Source organism: Caballeronia sp. LZ032 (assembly GCF_031451315.1).
Taxonomy (GTDB): Bacteria; Pseudomonadota; Gammaproteobacteria; order Burkholderiales; family Burkholderiaceae; genus Caballeronia.
Genome location: NZ_JARUXP010000002.1, coordinates 1,009,158 through 1,026,264, shown reverse-complemented (window position 1 = coordinate 1,026,264; position 17,107 = coordinate 1,009,158). Strand labels below are relative to the sequence as shown.

The window sequence follows — 17,107 nt, the reverse complement described above, 5'->3', positions numbered from 1 at the left end:
ATGCGTCTGGCTGCTTTCTCGCCGCGCGTCATTGCGGATACCTTGTTCGGGCGCATGGCGCTGCTGTCGGTCTGCGTGCTGCTGGTGCTGCAGGGCGGATGGTTCGCGATGCTGCATATACAAGCGCCGCACAAGGAAGCCGATGGCTACGCACGCGCGCTGCTGATCGTGCTGGAAGCCGCGCACAACGACGTGACCCTCGGCGGCAAGCTGATGCGCGAGACGCGTGTGCATATCGTGCCGGTCTGGAACATGCCGGAGCCGCTCGAACTCCAGGATCCGCTGACGACGCGGCACGCGCATCTCGCGAAGCAGATTGCCGATGGCTTGCCGCCGGGCTCGCAGATCGCCATCGACAGCATCGGGCGCAAGATGCCGCGCCTGTGGGTGCGCTATCCGTCGAGCGCGTTCTGGATCGTCACGCCCATCGACCTGCCGCCGCCCGCGCCCATCTTCACCGAGTCCCTCGTGTTGCTGTGCGGCGCGTTGCTGCTGTCGCTGTTCGTCACCTGGCAACTGCAACGTCCGCTGGCGCGGGTCGCGCAGGCCGCGCGGCGCTTCGGCGGCGGCGAGCGTCCGGTGCCGGTGGGCGAACGGGGTCCGCGCGAGTTGCGCGATCTGATCGGTGCGTTCAACCAGATGGTGAGCAAGATCGCCGAGGCCGATGACGACCGCGCGGTCATGCTCGCTGGCATCGCGCACGATCTGAAGGCGCCGCTCACGCGTCTGTCGCTGCGCGCGACGGTGCTCGCGAAGGACGAGCGCGAACGCGCGCATTTCCTGCGCGACATCGATTCGATGACGCGCATCGTCCAGCAGTTCCTGGAGTTCGCCGCGCGTGCGCCGTCCGAAAGCGCGCCGGCGGGCGTGGATGCCTTCATCGCGGAACAGTTCGCTGCGCCCGAGGATGGCGACGATGCGCTGTTCCGGCTGTCGCTGCATGCGGGCGATGGGTTCGTGCTGCCGCGCACCTTCATCGACCGGCTGCTGACCAATCTCGTCGATAACGCGTTCGAGCATGGCGAGCCGCCGGTGGAGATCAGGACTGCGCGGCTGCGTGCCGACTGGCTGATCGAAGTGCGCGATCACGGTCCCGGCATTCCCGACGCGCAACTCGACGACGCGCTGCGCCCGTTCGTGCGGCTCGATCCCGCGCGCAGCGGCAACGGGCATTGCGGGCTGGGTCTTGCCATTGTCGAGCGTCTTGCGCGCGAACAGCAGGGCCGCTGTGAGATCGGCAATGCCGAGGGCGGCGGGCTGATCGTGCGTATCGTCATTCCCGTTCAATCAACATGATCGTCACTTCGCTCCCTCCGACCTCGCGTCGCGCCTTCCTGCGCGGCGCCGCGCTCCTCTCGACCGCATTCGGCGCGAGTGCGCTGCTGTCCGCATGCGGCGGGGGAAGCGATGAAGCCGCCGTGGCGGAGACGCCGCGCGTGGCATCGGTGGAAAATTTCCGCGACGTGGCGGGTATCGGCGATGGCTATGCCTCCGTCGATGGACGCCGTCTGCGGCGTGGCGTGTTCTATCGCTCGGGCGCGTTCACGCCCAATGACGCCGACGCCGCCACGCTGGCGCGGCTCAGTCTGCGCGCGCTGCATGATCTGCGCATGGTGGCCGAGGCTTCGCTGGCGATGGATCGCGTGCCGGCGAGTGCGGTGCGCGAGACGCATGAAGTCGCGCCGATCGACGTCGTCTCCGCGATGCCGCGCGACGCGGCGGCGGCAAGCGCATGGATGATCGATCGGCAGCGCAAGCTGGTCACGGATCCGGTGGCACGGTTGCAATTCGGTCTGCTGCTGACGCGGCTGGCGCGCGTCAGCGGGCCGCAAGTGATCCATGGCGCAGTGGGCAAGGACCGGACCGGCTGGGCGGCGGCACTGCTGCTGGCCATCGCGGAAGTGCCGCTCGACGTGATCATCCAGGACTATCTGCTGACCAACACGGCGGCCCAGCCGCAGATCGCCGCGCGCATGCAGGCGCACGCGGCGCGGCTCGGTACGGCTACGGCAATCGTGGCGCCGCTGTATCAGGCGCAGAGCGCGACGATCGAAGCCGCGTTCGACGAGATGGTGGGCAGCTTCGGCACGCTCAATGACTATCTGTCGCAAGGGCTGTCGTTGAGCGGGGACGACATCGGCATGTTGCGCGCGAAGCTGCTGGCCTGATGCCACGCGCTCATTGCATAAAAAAACGGCTCGCCTGAGACAGGTGAGCCGCAAGAGGGATCGGTACAACTCGTACTACGCAGGCAGATTAGCACCGCCGCATTGTTCCTTGAGCCGATGGAAAGATGCGGAAAGGAAGGTGCATTTCATCGTGCATTTCATGGCGCCTGCGCCACCACCATGCGCTCCACCAGCGCGTCCAGCTTCTGCCGGGCGCTGGCGAAGCGGTCCATGCTGAGGCCGTTGGTTTCATAGCGCGCGGTGACGAGGATCTGGCCGCGCCGCACCAGCGTCAGATCGATGGCGGACAGATACGACACCGGATTGCTGCTGAATGCATGCTTGTCCCAGCTCGTGGTCGCGGCATAGACGAGCATGGCCTCGCAGCCGGGCGGCGACGTGCCGGGGTTATAGACGGTCGAATTGACGCCGCGCCGCTGCAACGAGACTTGCAGGTTCGGCACGAAGTCGCCGGTCGCGACCGTCTGGTTCAGTTCGATGCAAACCGATTGCAGCGCCGCCGGCTCGCCCGTCACCGAAGTCGGCGACGAATAGTTCGACGCCACCGAAAAGCCGGCCTGCACGAGCGAGCCGGCGGCATCGGCTGCGGTGATCAGCGTCCATGTGCAGCCGGTCAGCGCGCTCGCGCCGAGGGCGAGCGTCAGCGCGAGAGAGAAGCGCCCGGGCATGGCGGTGTCGTTGTGTCAGGGTTGGCTCAGCGCACGACGCGCAGGCGCACCGTGTTCGCCCCTTCGATCGTGGCGGTGAGCGTCGTGGCGCGAGTCGTCTCCGCCGTGCGCAGGACGAAGCGCTGGCGCGTGGCGGTGTTGATGTCGTGACGCACGTCCGGGAAGCATGAGGCGATGTCCGCACCGAGTTCCTGCAACGGGTCGGCGACCACGCCGTCCGCTTGCCAGTGGGCACGCCAGCGGCAATCGTAGGTGTGCGCGCTGCCGCGACACACGCCCTGGCCCGGCGAACCGGCGGGAAGCAGCGGGCGGCCTTGCGCGAGCGTGCCGAACGACGGCGCGGCGACGATCGTCTGCAATGCCGTGCAGACGTCAGGCAGATCAACGGCCGCGGCGGGGAGCATCGGCGCGAGCAGCACGGCGGCGGCGAGCGCGCGGCCCAGCGCGAGAGTGAAGGAGCGGGTGGCGATGTGTTGAGCTTGCATGACCTGGCGTAATTGTCGAATGAGGAACAGCATCGTCGCGCATGGACGCGTGTCCCGATCCGGCGAGCAACACGCCGATTCGACAAGTTGTTTCCAGGTATTAACCGGCAGCTTCAGGCTCGAGCTCTGACGCAAACTCAAACGAACAGCGAGATGATGCCGCCGATCGTCGCCGCGGCCGCGACCCATTTGCCCGCGGTGTAGAAGCCGTTGGCATCGGTGGCCTGCACCTCGGGGCGTTCGAGGCCCAGCGCGCCATACGCGAACGACTTCACCGACGAAGGGTCGGTCGTCTGCGTCGCGGTGTCGTCTGACGAGGTGTCTGCATCAGTGCTTGTGGTATCAGCATCGGCCATGCGGCGCGGCGCGGGCGCGTCCGCGCTCACGTAGGCACTCGTGGTGGTCGCACCGGAGATCTGCATCGCTATCCTCGTCGTTATCGGTCTGGCGGACTGCAATAACGGCGAGCCGCACGCATGCTTGAACGCGCGGTCCTTTCCCTTTCTTACTTACATCGGGTGGCTTTGCACGAAGCTCTTGTACGAGTAGTACGCGGGCTTCTTCGTGGTGCCGTCGCCCTCGATCAGACCGTAGTTGCCTTCGCTGTCGTCGTAGAGCTGGAAGCCCTGGATGGACTGGATGTTGTACTTCGACGCGACGTTCACATACTGCGCCATCATCGTGTCGCCGGTGATGTACGACGCGATCTGGTTGTACGAGCCATAGTCGGGCCGCACGCCGAACTCGTTGATCCAGATGGGCTTGCCCATGTTGTGCAGCACCTGCAGCACGTCATGGCAGCCCGTGCCGCCGCAGGCGTTGGTGATGTCGCCTTCGTTCGAGTACCAGTGCCACGAGGTGATGTCCCACGACACGGTGGGATGTCCCCACGTACCGTCCGGCTGCGAGCCGTCCGCGAGCATCTGGAAGAACGCATAGTGCAGCCAGGTGCCGCCGAGCACGATCTTCGCCGAAGCATCCACCGACTTCACGCCTGCGATCATGCCGCGAATCGCGCCGCGCGCAAGCATGTACGAGCTGTTGTTGTAGTGGTTCCAGAGCACGCCGTCCACGTTGCCGTTAAGCGTCTTCGCTTCGAGTTCGTTGCCCACCTCGTAGTACGCGTAGTGATACGAACTGGCGGTCTGCTGGCCGAGCTGATAGCCGGCGTGATAGGCATCGTCTTCGCTGTTGTAGTTCAGGTTCGCCATCAGCACGGGATACATCGTCACGCCGCCATCGGCCATGACCTTCGCGACCTTGGCCAGCGCCGCCGCCGATGTCGAGCTATAGACGTCGTTGCGATAGATGGTCGCGCCGAGATCCTGGAGCTGCGCGAGCTGGGTCTGCGGACTGGTGGCGTCGTATGCGCCGCCGTTGGTGTTATGTCCGTTCATGCCGTAGAAGATCGAGCCGTTGCTCGCGGCCTTCGACGTGGCCTTGGGCGTCGCGGCCTTGCCCGTGGCGGCATCCACTGCGCTGTCGTTGCCGCCGCCGCAAGCGGCGAGCAGTGCGCTCGCGAGCATCGTGGCGATCAACGCGGCGCGTCTGGGTGTGTGAAGGGACGAGGATGTTGAAGCTTGGGTCGATGGTTTCATGAACATGAGGATGGCGAATCAAACGGTTCGAATTGAGAGCTTCCAGTTCGGCAAAGCCGCCAGTTCTATTTCGAACGGGCGTTAGTTATCCGAAGAACAACAGGCGAACGAACGCGGCTCCCGGTCGTGTGACGGGGAGTCGTGCGGTCCAGGTTGTACTGGCTTGGCTTATCCACATGCCGACGCGCATGGATCACCATGCGTTCGGGGCGCGGACGCCGCCGGGCCATATGCATGGCGAGCGGCTTGACGAGTCACGCCGAACGGATTCGACGTGACGTCGGTAACATGTGCTGTGATGGCCCGCGAGATACGTCAGATTTACTAACTAACAGGCGGATTGGGTGTGCCGTCGGAAACATTGCGGGACAACCATCGCAGCGGGGGAAAGGTTACTTCGATACGAGGTGGAAGTAAACCGGACAGCCGGAAAAAACATCTTCGTACGAAGGCGGCCGCGAAAGTTTGTTCTGTGTTTAATGGTCCTTATCGCAGTCGTTTTCATGCATCAGGCGTGATACCGATTACGTCTTTTCTCCTCATAGGAATACATGTTTCAGGGAAGTACTGGCGGTTGATAAGCAAGCGTTGGCGCGAGCAGCCATAGCAGAGTGAGCACGTGCACGGTGCTGCAGATGAACTGCGCGAACGTGAAGCCGATGACCACCCAAACGACTCGCGAGCCGCACCGCATGAGAGGCGGTGCGGCTGGTGCGAGTGCTCAGGGCGCCGCTACACCCTGCGTCTTTGGCGTGTACGAGGTATAGAAGCTCGCACCCGCCCACGCCGGCAACGCGTCGGTGACGAGCGGCGCACCCTGCGTCCAGTTGGCGCCGTCGTGCCAGTCACCATTGCCGCTGAACTTCGCGACCGCCGGATACGGATACACCGGACGCGAAGCGGTCACCTTGCTGTCGGCATCGGTCTGATAGCTCATGACCGCATTCGGCGCCGATCCCTGCTCGACCCAGCCCGTGATCTGCGACACCAGGTCGATGTTCGGGAAGCCTTCGCCGCCGCCGCAATGCCCGACGCCCGGCACCACATACAGCCGCGAGAACGCGCTGGCGTTGGCTTCGCCCATCGTCTGCTGCACGGCCTCGTAATAGCGGATCGTGAAGAGCGGCGAGATGTGCTGGTCGGCCCAGCCATGCCACAGGATCAGCTTGCCGCCCGCGTTCTTGAACGCCGAGAGGTCGGGACTCGTGGCGTCGTTGAGCGGATGGTTGGCTTGCAGATAGGTCGGATAGAAGCTCGCGTCCTGATAGCCGAAGGTATCGACGGTCGGTATAGCCGGCGATCCCGTGAAGATCAGGTTGTATGCGCCGCTCACGATCATGTAGCTGAACAGGCTCGTGACGGGCACCGCGGCGTCCGTGGAGTTCGAGGTCGGCACTTCCACGCCGATCCAGTTCGCTTCCGAGCCATATTGCGGCGAACCGCCGAGCATCGGCATGCCGGTGCTTGCATCGCTGGGGCCGCTGTAGATCTTCGTCGCGGTGGCGACTTCGGCGGCGGTGAGACACGTGCTGGTGTCGGTCGCGCTCGCGGCGCACTGGATGGTCGCGGGATTGAAGTGGCACGTGCGCGGATCGGCGAGCAGGCCATCCGGCACGCCCGCCTGACCGCCGCACGCCGCGACCACCGCCTTGTGCAGCAGCTGCGCCTTGTCGGCGTACAGGACGGCCTTGCCCGCGCTGGTGCCGGTCGTGCTGTTCGAGACCACGTTCCAGCCGTGATAGAGCGAGTTCTGAATCTGGAAGTGCGCGGCCGGCGCGCCCGCGACGATGCCGTTGTAGTCCGACGGATAACGTTGCGCCGCCATCAGCGCCTCGCGCCCGCCGTCCGAGCAGCCGACGAAGTACGAATACTTCTGCGTTTGCCCGTAATAGGCCTTGATGAGCTTCTTCGCGGCGAGCGTGGTGATGTGCTGGCCGCGATAGGCGAAGTCGGCCTGCTTCTGCGGTTCGGTGCTCCAGGACGCATCCTGTCCCGAGTGGCCCATGTCGGTGGCCGCCGTCACGAAGCCGCCCTGCTGTACGAGCGGGCAGGTGTAGCTGAAGCTGAACGAGCTTTGTTTGGTCGGATCGCTGAGATTGCCGCACAGGCCGCCGCAGCCGAGCGCGGCGAAACGCTGGGTCCACGAATCGACCGGCAAGGCGACTTCGAAGGTGTTGGCCGGCGCGAGCGTGCCCTTCACCGTGCAGAAGTTGACCGATGCGCCATTGACGGTCGCGGCCGTGACGGTCGCGGAGGTGATGGTGCTGCCTGCGCCGCCTACGTCGCTGAGATCGACGGATGCCAGTTTCGAACAGTCGGTGACGGGCTTCACGACTGTCAGCGGAGTGTTCGAAGTTGCCCCGCTACTGTCATTGCCGCCGTTGCCGCCGCACGCGGCGAGGAAGGCAGCGGCGAGGCCGCACGCGAACACCGAGCACAACGATGCGGCCCGCGCGCGCGTGGCCGCGACGAGCCTTCCGGAAACCAGAGCTCTCATGGTTCTCTCCTGAAATTTCTTGTGATGTCGAACAGCGGAAGACAGCCTGCGCGACTGTGCGTTAATGTCCGTCACTGTCTGCGCAGACTGGATGACACTGGATGTCAGAAGCGATGGATGATGCCGACACCAGCCGCGAACATGCTGCGCGAGGCCGAGGGCGCGCCCTGGAAGCCATCGCCGATGGACGCGTTCGCCGCGGTCTGACGGTTGGCCGTCGTGCCCGACGGCACCGCCAGCGTGCGGCCGTTGGCGCGCTGGAAGGCTTCGAGCGCGTAGAGTCCGGTGCGTTTCGAGAGCGAGTAATACTGCGAGAGGTTGAACTGGTGATATGAGGCGGCATCGTCGATGCCGTTCGCCTTGCTCGCCCACGTATAGCTGTAGCCCGCCGCGAAGTCCCAGGCGGCCGTCGCCTTCCAGTGCAGCACCGAACCGACTGTGTTGAACACGGCTTCGTCGGTGAAGAGCGAATTGACGCCGGGAATGTATTGCACGTTCGAATACGTGACCGAGACGTCCCACGCACTGTTGATCTGATAGCCGCCCGCGACGGCGAAGCGCTGTTGCGCCTGGGCCCGCTGGTAGCCCGCCGTGATCGCCGAGACGCCGGCCTGACCGGAGCCATCGGTGGCGCTGGTGCTGTTGATCGTGGTCGAACTGCTGCTGTAGATGCCGCCGCCGTTCGCCGCGTTGTTGATCCGCGAGAACGCCACCGTGCCGCCGATCGGGCCCTGCTGATACTGGATGGCAGCGGACCATGTCGAGCCCTGATACGCGCTGTCCGGCACGCCGGCGAGCGAATACGAGCCGCTGACGGTGAAGCCGTATAACTTCGGCGAGGTGTAGACCACCGAGTTGTTCGCCCGGTAGATGGTGTCCATGCCGTCGAGATCGCCGGGGTGCGCGCCGAAATAGCCGGTCAGCCAATTGGTCGGGCTATAGGGCGAAAGCAGCGTGTAGTACGACGCGTACTGGCGTCCCAAGGTGAACGTGCCATAGGCCGGATTGGTCAGCCCGACCCAGGCCTGGCGGCCGAACATCGCGTTGGTGAACTGCTGGCCGCCGCTGTTGATGTCGAAGCCGGATTCCAGCTGGAAGATGGCCTTGTTGCCGCCGCCGAGATCTTCGGCGCCCTTCAGCCCGAAGCGGCTGCCTGCCCAGATGCCCGAGGCCATCTTGACGTTCGAGCGCCCCGCATTGGATTTCGCGAGATTCGTCTGGCTGCTTTGATAGACGATCGAATCGTCGACGATGCCATACAGCGTCACGCTGCTCTGGGCGAATGCGGGCGCCGCGACGACCGCCGTGCCTGCGATCATGCCCGCACCCAGACGCTGCAACGGCGTCAGCTTTTTCAGTGAATGTCTCACTCTTGTATGCCCCTTCCTGGATTGTCGTTGGTGTGCATGTGCGAAGGCGGGATGCATGGTGCGCCGCACGCCTGCGGAACCGAACGTACTCCGATGGATCGGGGCAAACAGAAAGGGTTAACCAGCGGGTGAATCCGCTTGCGAGATGCGCGAGACGTGCCCGGGCCTTGTCCGAAGCGGCGCATGCGGGCGCTACGCGCGTCGCGAGCCGGATCGAAGGCGATAAACAAAACTGATGGGGTCGACAATGCTTCGCAAAGCGTGGTCACATCGTCCTTCAATCGAATCAAATGGACCTGGCCGACCGCCTCCCATGCGCGCGGCCGCGATCAGCAAAAGAGATACGACCTCATGTCCGTCGCCGGCGCGGCCGGGCAGCAGGCTGATCGGGGCTGGCGTCGGCGTGTTCGCGGATCATGTCGATCAGCGCGCGCAGCCCCGCTGGCACATGGCGGCGACCGGGATAGTAGAGACACAGTCCATCGAGCGGCGGCGTCCAGTCTTCGAGCACACGCTTCAGCGTGCCGTTGGCAAGATCGGCGCGCACGTTCCATTCGGTCAGATAGGTGAGCCCGAGGCCGGCGCGCGCCGCCGCGAGCATGAGGCCGGGATCGTCGAGCGTCAGCGCGCCCGCGCCGTCTATCCGCACGGCCTGGCCATGCTTCTCGAACTCCCATTGGTAGATGGAGCCGCTCGGCATGCGGCTGCGGATGCAGTCGTGGACGGCGAGATCGGCGGGCGTGCGCGGCGGCTTGCGGCGCGCGAAATAGGCCGGGCTGCCGACCACCGCGAAGCGCTGCCGCCGCCCGAACGGCACCGCGATCATGTCTTGCGGCACGGTGTCCCTCAGGCGAATGCCGGCATCGAAACCTTCCACGACGATATCGATCAGCCGGCCCTCGGTGACGATATCCAGCTTCATGTCCGGATAGCGCTCGAGGAACGCGATGAACACCGCCATGACCTGATGCGCCGCGCCCGCCGACGTGTTGATGCGCAGCGTGCCCGAGGGCGTGTCGCGGAAGCTGCCCGCCTGCTCCAGCGCGTCGCGGATGCTCGTGAGCGCGGGCGCCACGTTCTGCACGAACTGTGCGCCGGCTTCCGTGAGCGACACGCTGCGCGTGGTGCGGTTGAAGAGCCGCACGCCGATGCGCGCCTCCAGTCCCGCGACGGTGTGACTCAGCGCGGACGTGGACATGCTCAGGTCGCTTGCCGCCGCGCGAAAGCTGCGATGACGCGCAACGGCGAGCACCGCTTCGAGTTCGGTCATGCCGGTGGTCTTCATTATCCTGAATGGCTCAACAAGGCGTCCTTGATTGTACGGCTAGTTGAGTCAATCGACCGGCTCTATCTTGTTCGCATCGGCTTTTTTATAAAGGATCGGACATGCGAACTATCGAGCATATTTATATCGACGGCGCTTTCGTCACGCCGCATGGCGACGAGTTGTTCGAGCTCGTCAATCCCGCCACGGAACAGGTGATCGGCCGGGTGCGGCTGGGCGATGCACGGGATGCGCGGCTCGCCATTGCCGCCGCGAAACGGGCGTTTCCGACGCACTCGCAAACCAGCAAAGGAGAGCGCATCGACATGCTGAAATGCATGCACGAAGCGGTGAGTGCAAGAGAGGATGAGCTGTTCGAGGCGATCATCGAGGAATACGGCGCGCCCATATCGCGCGGACGCTGGATGGCCCGGCATGCCGCCGCCGTGCTGCTCGACGCCGCCCGCGTGCTGGAGGACTATGCGTTCGAACGCCGCGCGGGATCGGCACGGGTCGTCATGCAGCCGCTCGGCGTGGCAGGGCTGATCACGCCCTGGAACAGCAACGCGGGCTTCATCTGCGGCAAGCTTGCAGCGGCGCTGGCGGCGGGCTGCACCGCCGTCATCAAGCCGAGCGAGATGAGCGCCATGCAGACGCGCGTCGTGACCGAGGCATTGCATGCGGCCGGGTTGCAGCCGGGCGTGTTCAACATCGTCACGGGTCGCGGCGAGACGGCGGGCGCGGAGATCGGCACGCATCCGGATGTAGCGAAGCTGTCGTTCACCGGATCGACGGTGGTCGGCAAGTCAATCCTGCGCAACGCCGCCGACACGCTCAAGCGCGTGACGCTGGAACTGGGCGGCAAGTCGCCGATGATCATTCTCGATGACGCCGATTTCGACCTCGCCGTGCCGCTCGCTCTCGAAGCCGGCTTCATGAACAGCGGACAGGCGTGTATCGCGGGCACGCGCATTCTGGTGCCGCAGGCGCGCTTGCGCGAGTTCGAGGACAAGATGGCGTGCGCCGTCGCGGACGTGCAGGCAGGCGATCCGCACGATGCGCGCACGACAGTCGGCCCCATGGTGAGCCGCAAGCAATGGGAGCGCGTGCAGCGTTATATCGGCATCGGCATCGAGGAAGGGGCGCGGCTCATTGCGGGCGGCGCGGGGCGGCCTGACGGCGTGAGTGCGGGCTGGTTCGTGCGACCGACCGTGTTCAGCGGCGTGCGCAACGACATGACCATCGCGCGGGAGGAAATCTTCGGGCCGGTGCTGTCGATCCTTCCCTATCGCGATACCGAAGAAGCCATCGCGATTGCCAACGACACGCCGTATGGCTTGCAGGCGTACGTCTGTTCCGCCGATCAGGCCCGCGCCGGCGCAGTGGCGTCGCGCATCGAGGCGGGACGCGTGCTGGTCAATACGCTGACGCATGAGCCGGCCGCGCCGTTCGGCGGCTTCAAGCAATCGGGGATCGGGCGGGAGTATGGGGTGTTCGGCATCGAGGCGTTTCTGGAGCCGAAGTCGTTGCTGGGCATGAGTTGATCCAATAACGATGCAGCGGGAGCCGCGCCGGCTTCCCGCATCGGAGGGTAATCCCGAATCCGCGCTGCCTTGTCTCGATACAAAATATAAATTATATTTTCGGGCAACGGAAACCGGACCATGGAGACAACCCATGACTCAACCTTACGAGGGCCTGAAGATCCTCGACCTGACCGATGACCTCGGCCGCTACGCCACGCGTCTGTTCGCCGATCTCGGCGCGGACGTGCTGCGCGTGGAACCGCCGCAAGGCGCGAACGACCGGCGCGCGGCGCAATCGCCGGACGATCCGGCGGCGCGCTGCGAGTTCGAATTCTTCAATGCCAGCAAGTCTGCGGTCGCGCTCGACGCAAGCACGGCCGAAGGGCGCCGCGCATTCGCGGAACTGGCGCGTGATGCCGATGCGATCGTCGTCGAGCGCGGCGCGGCGTTTTATGACGCGTTCGACTGGCTGCGTGAAGTCGCGCCGCGCGCGGTGCTCGCTTCGGTGTCGCCGTTCGGCCGCACCGGCCCGCTCGCCGATGCGCCATCGAGCGATCTGGTGTTGCAGGCGGCGGGCGGAATCGCGTGGCTGTCGGGACGTCTCGACGACGCGCCGCTGCGCCTGCCCGGCTCCCAGTCCACGATGGTCACGGGCGTCTATCTGGCGGTCGCGTTGTCGGTTGCATTGTTCGATGCGCAGGCGAGCGGCGAGGGACATGTCATCGAGATCTCGGCGCAGGAGGCCATCGCGCATTCGCTGCAGAACTCGATCCAGGTCTACGACTTCGAGAAACGCATCTCGATGCGCGGCGGCGAAGGCACGCGCGACGCGAGCGAGAACGTCTTCGCCTGCAAGGATGGCTATGTGTTCCTCGCCGCGCCGCGCACGCTCGGCGTCTCGTGGAACGCGCTGTTGAAGTGGATTGAAGAGACCGGCCACGTCGCGCTGCAGGAGTTCGAGGCGCCGCGCTGGTCCGACCGTCAATGGCGCCTGACGCGCGAAGCGAAGGACGCGTTCCGGCGCACCATCGAACCATTTTTTGCACGGTTCACGAAGGACGAAATCACCCGCGAAGGGATGCAACGCAAGATCGTGCTCGGGCCGGCCTCGACGCTCCGCGACGTGCTCGCCGATCCGCAACTCGCGCATACAAATTATTTCCGCGTGCTCGACGACACGCTCACGATGCCCGGCGCGCCGTATCGCTTCTCGGAGGACGTGTGGAGGTTGTCGCCCGCGCCCGGGCTGCCCCAACGCGTGGCTCATATCGACACCGAGGAGGTGCAGTAATGCGGCAGGACCTGTTGAAGGGCATCCGCTTCGCGGATCTAACCTGGGCGGGCGCCGGCCCGTTCGGCACCAAGGTGTTCTCGGACTTCGGCGCGGAAGTGGTGAAGGTCGAGAGCATGACGCGTCCCGATTCCGTGCGCACGGCGGGTCCATTCAAGGACGGCATCGCGGGCACCAATCGCAGTGGCTACTTCGCGTCGCGCAATACGGGCAAGAAGAGCATTGCCGTCGACATGAAGACGCCTGAAGGCAAGCAGCTCGTGCTCGACCTGATCGCGCGGTCCGACGTGGTGACCAATAACTTCGGCCCCGGCGCGATGGACCGTCTCGGTCTCGGCTATGACGCGCTCAAGGCCCTGAAACCCGATCTCATCTATCTCTCGATGCCGATGTACGGCCAGGACGGGCCGCGCGCCTCGCTGCTCGGCGTGGGCATGACGATCAGCGCGGTGACCGGCATCATGATGCACACCGCCTACGATGCAGCCGAGCCCATCGGCCCGGGCACGCACTTTCCAGATCACGCCGCCAATCCGTATCACGCGGCCTTCGCGGTGCTGGCCGCGCTGCGGCACCGGCGCAAGACGGGCCGGGGCATGAAGATCGATCTGTCGCAGGTCGAATCGACGGCGAACTTCATGGGACCGTTGTTGGTCGAGGCTGCCCGGAGCGGCAAGGAGCCGCCGACCGTCGGCAACCGGCATCGCGCGCACGCGCCGCACAACATCTTCCGTTGCGCGGGGCAGGACGGCTGGGTCGCCGTCTCGGTGCTCGACGACGCGCAATGGCGTGCGCTCGCAGCGCTCATCGGCGCCACGGATCTCGCTGACGACGCCGCCCTGAAGCATGCATCAGGACGGCTCGCGCAGGTGGACCGCGTGGAAGCCGCGGTGTCCGCGTGGACCCGGGACAAGCAGCCCGCCGAAGCGGCCGCGCTGCTGCGCGCAGCCGGCGTGCCGGCGGCGGCCGTTGCGAGTTCGCGCGATCTCATCGAGGAAGACGAACAGCTCGCCGCGCGCGACTACTGGCAGCACGTGCCGCATCCGGAAGTCGGTCCGACGCTCATCAGCTCGCCGCCGTTCCTGGTCGATGGCGCGCGCATCGCGCTTGCACCGCCGCCGCTGTTTGGCCAGCACACGCAGCAGGTCTTGCGCGACGACCTCGGTCTGTCGCCGGAACGCATCCGCGAACTGGAACAACGGGAGGTGCTCAAGTGACGCAGACATCGACAAGCCGGCTGAGGCATGCGGCGGCAGTCGTGGGCATCGGCCATACCGACTGGCCCGGCGACTGGCAACGCGCGCGCCGCGATGAAAAGCCCGCCGACAGCTACGGCTACGGCGCCGCCGCCTTTCGCGCGGCACTCGACGACGCCGGCCTGACCCGCGACGACATCGACGGCCTGATCGTCGGACCGACGACGGCCTACGAGCGCATGTCGGAAGTGCTCGGCATCAATCCGCGCTGGGGCGACCAGGCCGACGCGGTGCTGTCGGTTGCGCAGGCGGTCTCGGCAATCGAAAGCGGCCTGGCCGAGACCATCGCGCTCGTCTACGGCAACGACCAGCGCACGGCGAAGATCCAGTACGGCGGCCCGCGGGCGATGGGCGGCGACATGTTCCTCTCCTACGTCTATCACGCGCCGTGGGGCATGACGTCGCAGGGCGCACTGTATGCACTGACCTTCCAGGCTTACAAGGCCGCGCGCGGTTTCGAGGATGCCGATCTCGGCCACGTGTCCGTGGCGCAGCGCGCTTGGGCCTCGATGAACCCGAACGCGGTGATGCGCAAGCCCATCACGCTCGACGATTACCTCGCGGCCAAGACCATCTGCGCCCCGCTGCGCCTGTACGACTACTGCATGATCAACGACGGGGGCGTGGCGCTGATCGTCACCAGCCGCGAGCGGGCGAAACGCGCGAAGCAGAAGCCGGTGTTCATCGAAGCCCTCGGACGGCGCGACCTGAATGCGGGCGCGACGAGTCTCGAGCCGCGTCTCACGGAGTTCTACTTGCCTGCGCAGCAGGATTGCGCGCGCCAGGCGTTCGACATGGCGGGCATAGGACCGCGCGACATCGACGTGTTCCAGGTCTACGACAGCTTCTCGGTGCATGTGCCGCTCGCGCTCGAAGGTTATGGCTATTGCGAGGTCGGCGAGGCGGGACGCTTCCTGCGCGAGCAGGGCATCGGGCCCGGCGGCGCGCTGCCCACCAACACGAGCGGCGGGCATCTGTCGGAAACCTACATGCAGGGCTGGGCGCATCAGATCGAATGCGTGCGCCAGTTGCGCGGCCAATGCGGCGAGCGCCAGGTGCGCGATGCGCGCTTTGCACACTATACGTCGGACGTGGCGGGCAAGGCCGTGTCGATCATCTACGGAAACGAGGGCTAGGACATGGACGCAGACAATCTCTCATTCCCGCCGGGCGCGGTGCTGGGGCATTACGACCTGCCCATGTGGCGAAGCATCGCCGGCCGTGCGATGGAGCTGCCGTGCTGCACCGATTGCGGCCGCTTCCACTATCCGCCGGGACCGTCGTGCCCGCATTGCCTGTCGCCTTCGCTGGTCTGGAAGCCGCTGTCGGGCAAGGGCGAAATCATCTCGTGGGTGCGTTTCGAACGCACCTATCTCGAACGCTATCCCGCGCCCTACAAGGTGATCGCGGTGCGGCTGGCGGAGGGCCCCGTGATGATCTCCAATCCCGAGCCGCTCGACGAAGCCGCGTGCGCCATCGGCGCGACAGTGCGCCTCGTGTATGCCGAACTCGACGACCACACCGTCCTGCCGCGCTTCAGGCTCGAATGAGCGCGGCGCATGACCGACCGGCAATATAAATAATATCGGAGACCCATTGTGAACGATGCAGCGTTGTCACGCGCCACCGCCAAGGTCGAGCGCCGCCTCATTCCTTTCCTGATGCTCATCTTCCTCGTGTCGTTTCTCGATCGCGCCAACGTGGGCTTCGTGAAGGGCGACCTGCAGGTGTCGGTGGGGATTTCGGAGAGTGTGTTCGCGCTCGGCGCGGGCCTGTTCTTCGTGTCGTATGCGCTTTTCGAAGTGCCGAGCAACATCATGATGCATCGCTTCGGCGCGAAGATCTGGATCTCGCGCATCATGGTCACGTGGGGGCTCGCGAGCGCCGCGCTGATGTTCACGCAAGGGCCGGTGTCCTTCTATGTGTTCCGTCTGCTGCTCGGCGCCGCGGAAGCGGGACTGTTCCCCGCGGCCATCTACTACATGGGCTGCTGGTTCCCTGACGATTCGCGCGGCAAGGCCATCGGCTACTTCTTCGTCGCGGCGCCGCTGGCGCTCGTGGTGGGCGGACCGGTGTCGGGCGCGCTGCTCAATCTCGACGGCATGATGTCGCTCGCCGGCTGGCAGTGGATGTTCCTGATCGAAGGACTGGCCGCATGCGTGGTCGGCGTATGGGCCTTCTTCTACATGGACGATGCTCCTGCGAAGGCCGCCTGGCTCAGCGACGAGGAACGCCGGGCGCTCGTCGACCGCCTCGCGCTCGAAGCGTCCACGAAGGCGCGCGAGGAAGCAGGCGGCAACTGGAAACAGGTGCTTGCCGACGGCAACGTGTGGCGCGGCGCCGTGTGCCACTTCTTCGGCCAGATGGCGTTCTATGGCGTGGTGTTCTATCTGCCGGCGCAGGTGGGCGCGCTGCTCGGCAAGACGATGGGTTTCGAGGTCGGCCTCGTGACGGCGATTCCGTGGACCATCGCGTGCATCGTCTGCATCTGGCTGCCCACGCTTGCCGACCGCATCCACCGGCATCGTGCGATCTGCATCGCGCTGTTCCTGATCGGCGGCGTTGCCCTGGCGCTCACCGCCTATGGCGCGCCGGTATTGCGGATGGTTTCCATGTGCGTGTCGTGTGCAGCGCTGCTCACGGTGTGTTCGATCTACTGGACCTTCCTGCCGCGTTGTCTTGCGGGCGGCGCGGCGGCGCTCGGCATCGGCTTCGCGAGTTCGCTCGGCATCGTCGGGGCATTCATCGCGCCGAATCTGCGCACCTGGGTGGCGCAAAGCATGGGCTCGCCGGTGTATGGGCTGTTCGCCATCGCGCTGGCCGCGATCGTCGGCGCCCTGGTCGTCTCGACGATGCGCTGGCCCGTGAACGGCGAACGCCGCCATCCCGCGATGCAGAACATGCCGTCGGCGCAACCCGTCTTCGAGAAGATCGGCGACTGAACCTCACATCAAACGGAGAAG

General features: G+C 65.4%; 15 protein-coding genes. 8 read left to right on the top strand and 7 right to left on the bottom strand.

From position 1 onward, the window contains the following. Both QCE69_RS20205 and QCE69_RS20200 read left to right on the top strand, forming a co-directional pair. Window positions 1-1,296, top strand: coding sequence for an ATP-binding protein (locus QCE69_RS20205; RefSeq protein ID WP_309922279.1), 1,296 nt, complete (start codon window positions 1-3; stop codon window positions 1,294-1,296). Beyond that, window positions 1,293-2,168, top strand: a complete 876-nt coding sequence (locus QCE69_RS20200) for a tyrosine-protein phosphatase (RefSeq protein ID WP_309932568.1) — start codon at window positions 1,293-1,295, stop codon at window positions 2,166-2,168. The genes QCE69_RS20205 and QCE69_RS20200 overlap by 4 nt, the downstream gene beginning before the upstream one ends. A 158-nt stretch (window positions 2,169-2,326) precedes the next feature. Here QCE69_RS20200 and QCE69_RS20195 read toward each other — a convergent pair whose 3' ends face one another. From QCE69_RS20195 to QCE69_RS20165, 7 genes are all read right to left on the bottom strand, one after another. Next, window positions 2,327-2,857 (bottom strand): hypothetical protein, encoded by a 531-nt coding sequence (locus QCE69_RS20195; RefSeq protein WP_309922273.1) that lies wholly within the window; start codon window positions 2,855-2,857, stop codon window positions 2,327-2,329. Window positions 2,858-2,883: 26 nt separating this feature from the next. Beyond that, complete coding sequence (locus tag QCE69_RS20190) at window positions 2,884-3,342, bottom strand: hypothetical protein (protein ID WP_309922271.1); 459 nt, start codon at window positions 3,340-3,342, stop codon at window positions 2,884-2,886. A 137-nt stretch (window positions 3,343-3,479) separates the two neighbouring features. After that, window positions 3,480-3,764, bottom strand: coding sequence for a hypothetical protein (locus QCE69_RS20185; protein WP_309922268.1), 285 nt, complete (start codon window positions 3,762-3,764; stop codon window positions 3,480-3,482). 87 nt (window positions 3,765-3,851) lie between these two features. After that, window positions 3,852-4,868 (bottom strand): lipopolysaccharide biosynthesis protein, encoded by a 1,017-nt coding sequence (locus QCE69_RS20180; RefSeq protein WP_309932826.1) that lies wholly within the window; start codon window positions 4,866-4,868, stop codon window positions 3,852-3,854. A gap of 793 nt (window positions 4,869-5,661) precedes the next feature. Continuing rightward, window positions 5,662-7,437: a tannase/feruloyl esterase family alpha/beta hydrolase gene (locus QCE69_RS20175; protein ID WP_309932567.1), complete on the bottom strand. Its 1,776-nt coding sequence runs from the start codon at window positions 7,435-7,437 to the stop codon at window positions 5,662-5,664. A gap of 104 nt (window positions 7,438-7,541) precedes the next feature. Beyond that, window positions 7,542-8,756, bottom strand: a complete 1,215-nt coding sequence (locus QCE69_RS20170; RefSeq protein WP_309922902.1) for a porin — start codon at window positions 8,754-8,756, stop codon at window positions 7,542-7,544. Between the two features lie 400 nt (window positions 8,757-9,156). Then, entirely contained in the window at window positions 9,157-10,092 is a 936-nt protein-coding gene (locus QCE69_RS20165; RefSeq protein ID WP_309922259.1) for a LysR family transcriptional regulator, read from the bottom strand. 101 nt (window positions 10,093-10,193) lie between these two features. Between QCE69_RS20165 and QCE69_RS20160 the strand changes: the two genes are divergently transcribed. The 6 genes from QCE69_RS20160 to QCE69_RS20135 all read left to right on the top strand — a co-directional run bounded on the left by QCE69_RS20160 (window position 10,194) and on the right by QCE69_RS20135 (window position 17,086). After that, window positions 10,194-11,615 carry an aldehyde dehydrogenase family protein gene (locus QCE69_RS20160; protein ID WP_309932565.1) on the top strand — a complete coding sequence of 474 codons (1,422 nt, stop codon included), beginning with the start codon at window positions 10,194-10,196 and terminating at the stop codon, window positions 11,613-11,615. A gap of 133 nt (window positions 11,616-11,748) precedes the next feature. Continuing rightward, window positions 11,749-12,888, top strand: a complete 1,140-nt coding sequence (locus tag QCE69_RS20155) for a CoA transferase (protein WP_309932562.1) — start codon at window positions 11,749-11,751, stop codon at window positions 12,886-12,888. After that, the gene (locus tag QCE69_RS20150; RefSeq protein ID WP_309932560.1) at window positions 12,888-14,105 is read left to right on the top strand and encodes a CoA transferase; all 1,218 of its coding nucleotides are present in this window, start codon (window positions 12,888-12,890) and stop codon (window positions 14,103-14,105) included. The genes QCE69_RS20155 and QCE69_RS20150 overlap by 1 nt, the downstream gene beginning before the upstream one ends. Continuing rightward, on the top strand, window positions 14,102-15,280 hold the full coding sequence (locus tag QCE69_RS20145; RefSeq protein ID WP_309932559.1) for a thiolase family protein: 1,179 nt from the start codon (window positions 14,102-14,104) through the stop codon (window positions 15,278-15,280). The genes QCE69_RS20150 and QCE69_RS20145 overlap by 4 nt, the downstream gene beginning before the upstream one ends. 3 nt (window positions 15,281-15,283) lie before the next feature. After that, window positions 15,284-15,694, top strand: a complete 411-nt coding sequence (locus QCE69_RS20140; protein WP_309922245.1) for an OB-fold domain-containing protein — start codon at window positions 15,284-15,286, stop codon at window positions 15,692-15,694. 63 nt (window positions 15,695-15,757) lie between these two features. Next, window positions 15,758-17,086: an MFS transporter gene (locus QCE69_RS20135; protein ID WP_309932557.1), complete on the top strand. Its 1,329-nt coding sequence runs from the start codon at window positions 15,758-15,760 to the stop codon at window positions 17,084-17,086. Window positions 17,087-17,107 lie beyond the last annotated feature (21 nt).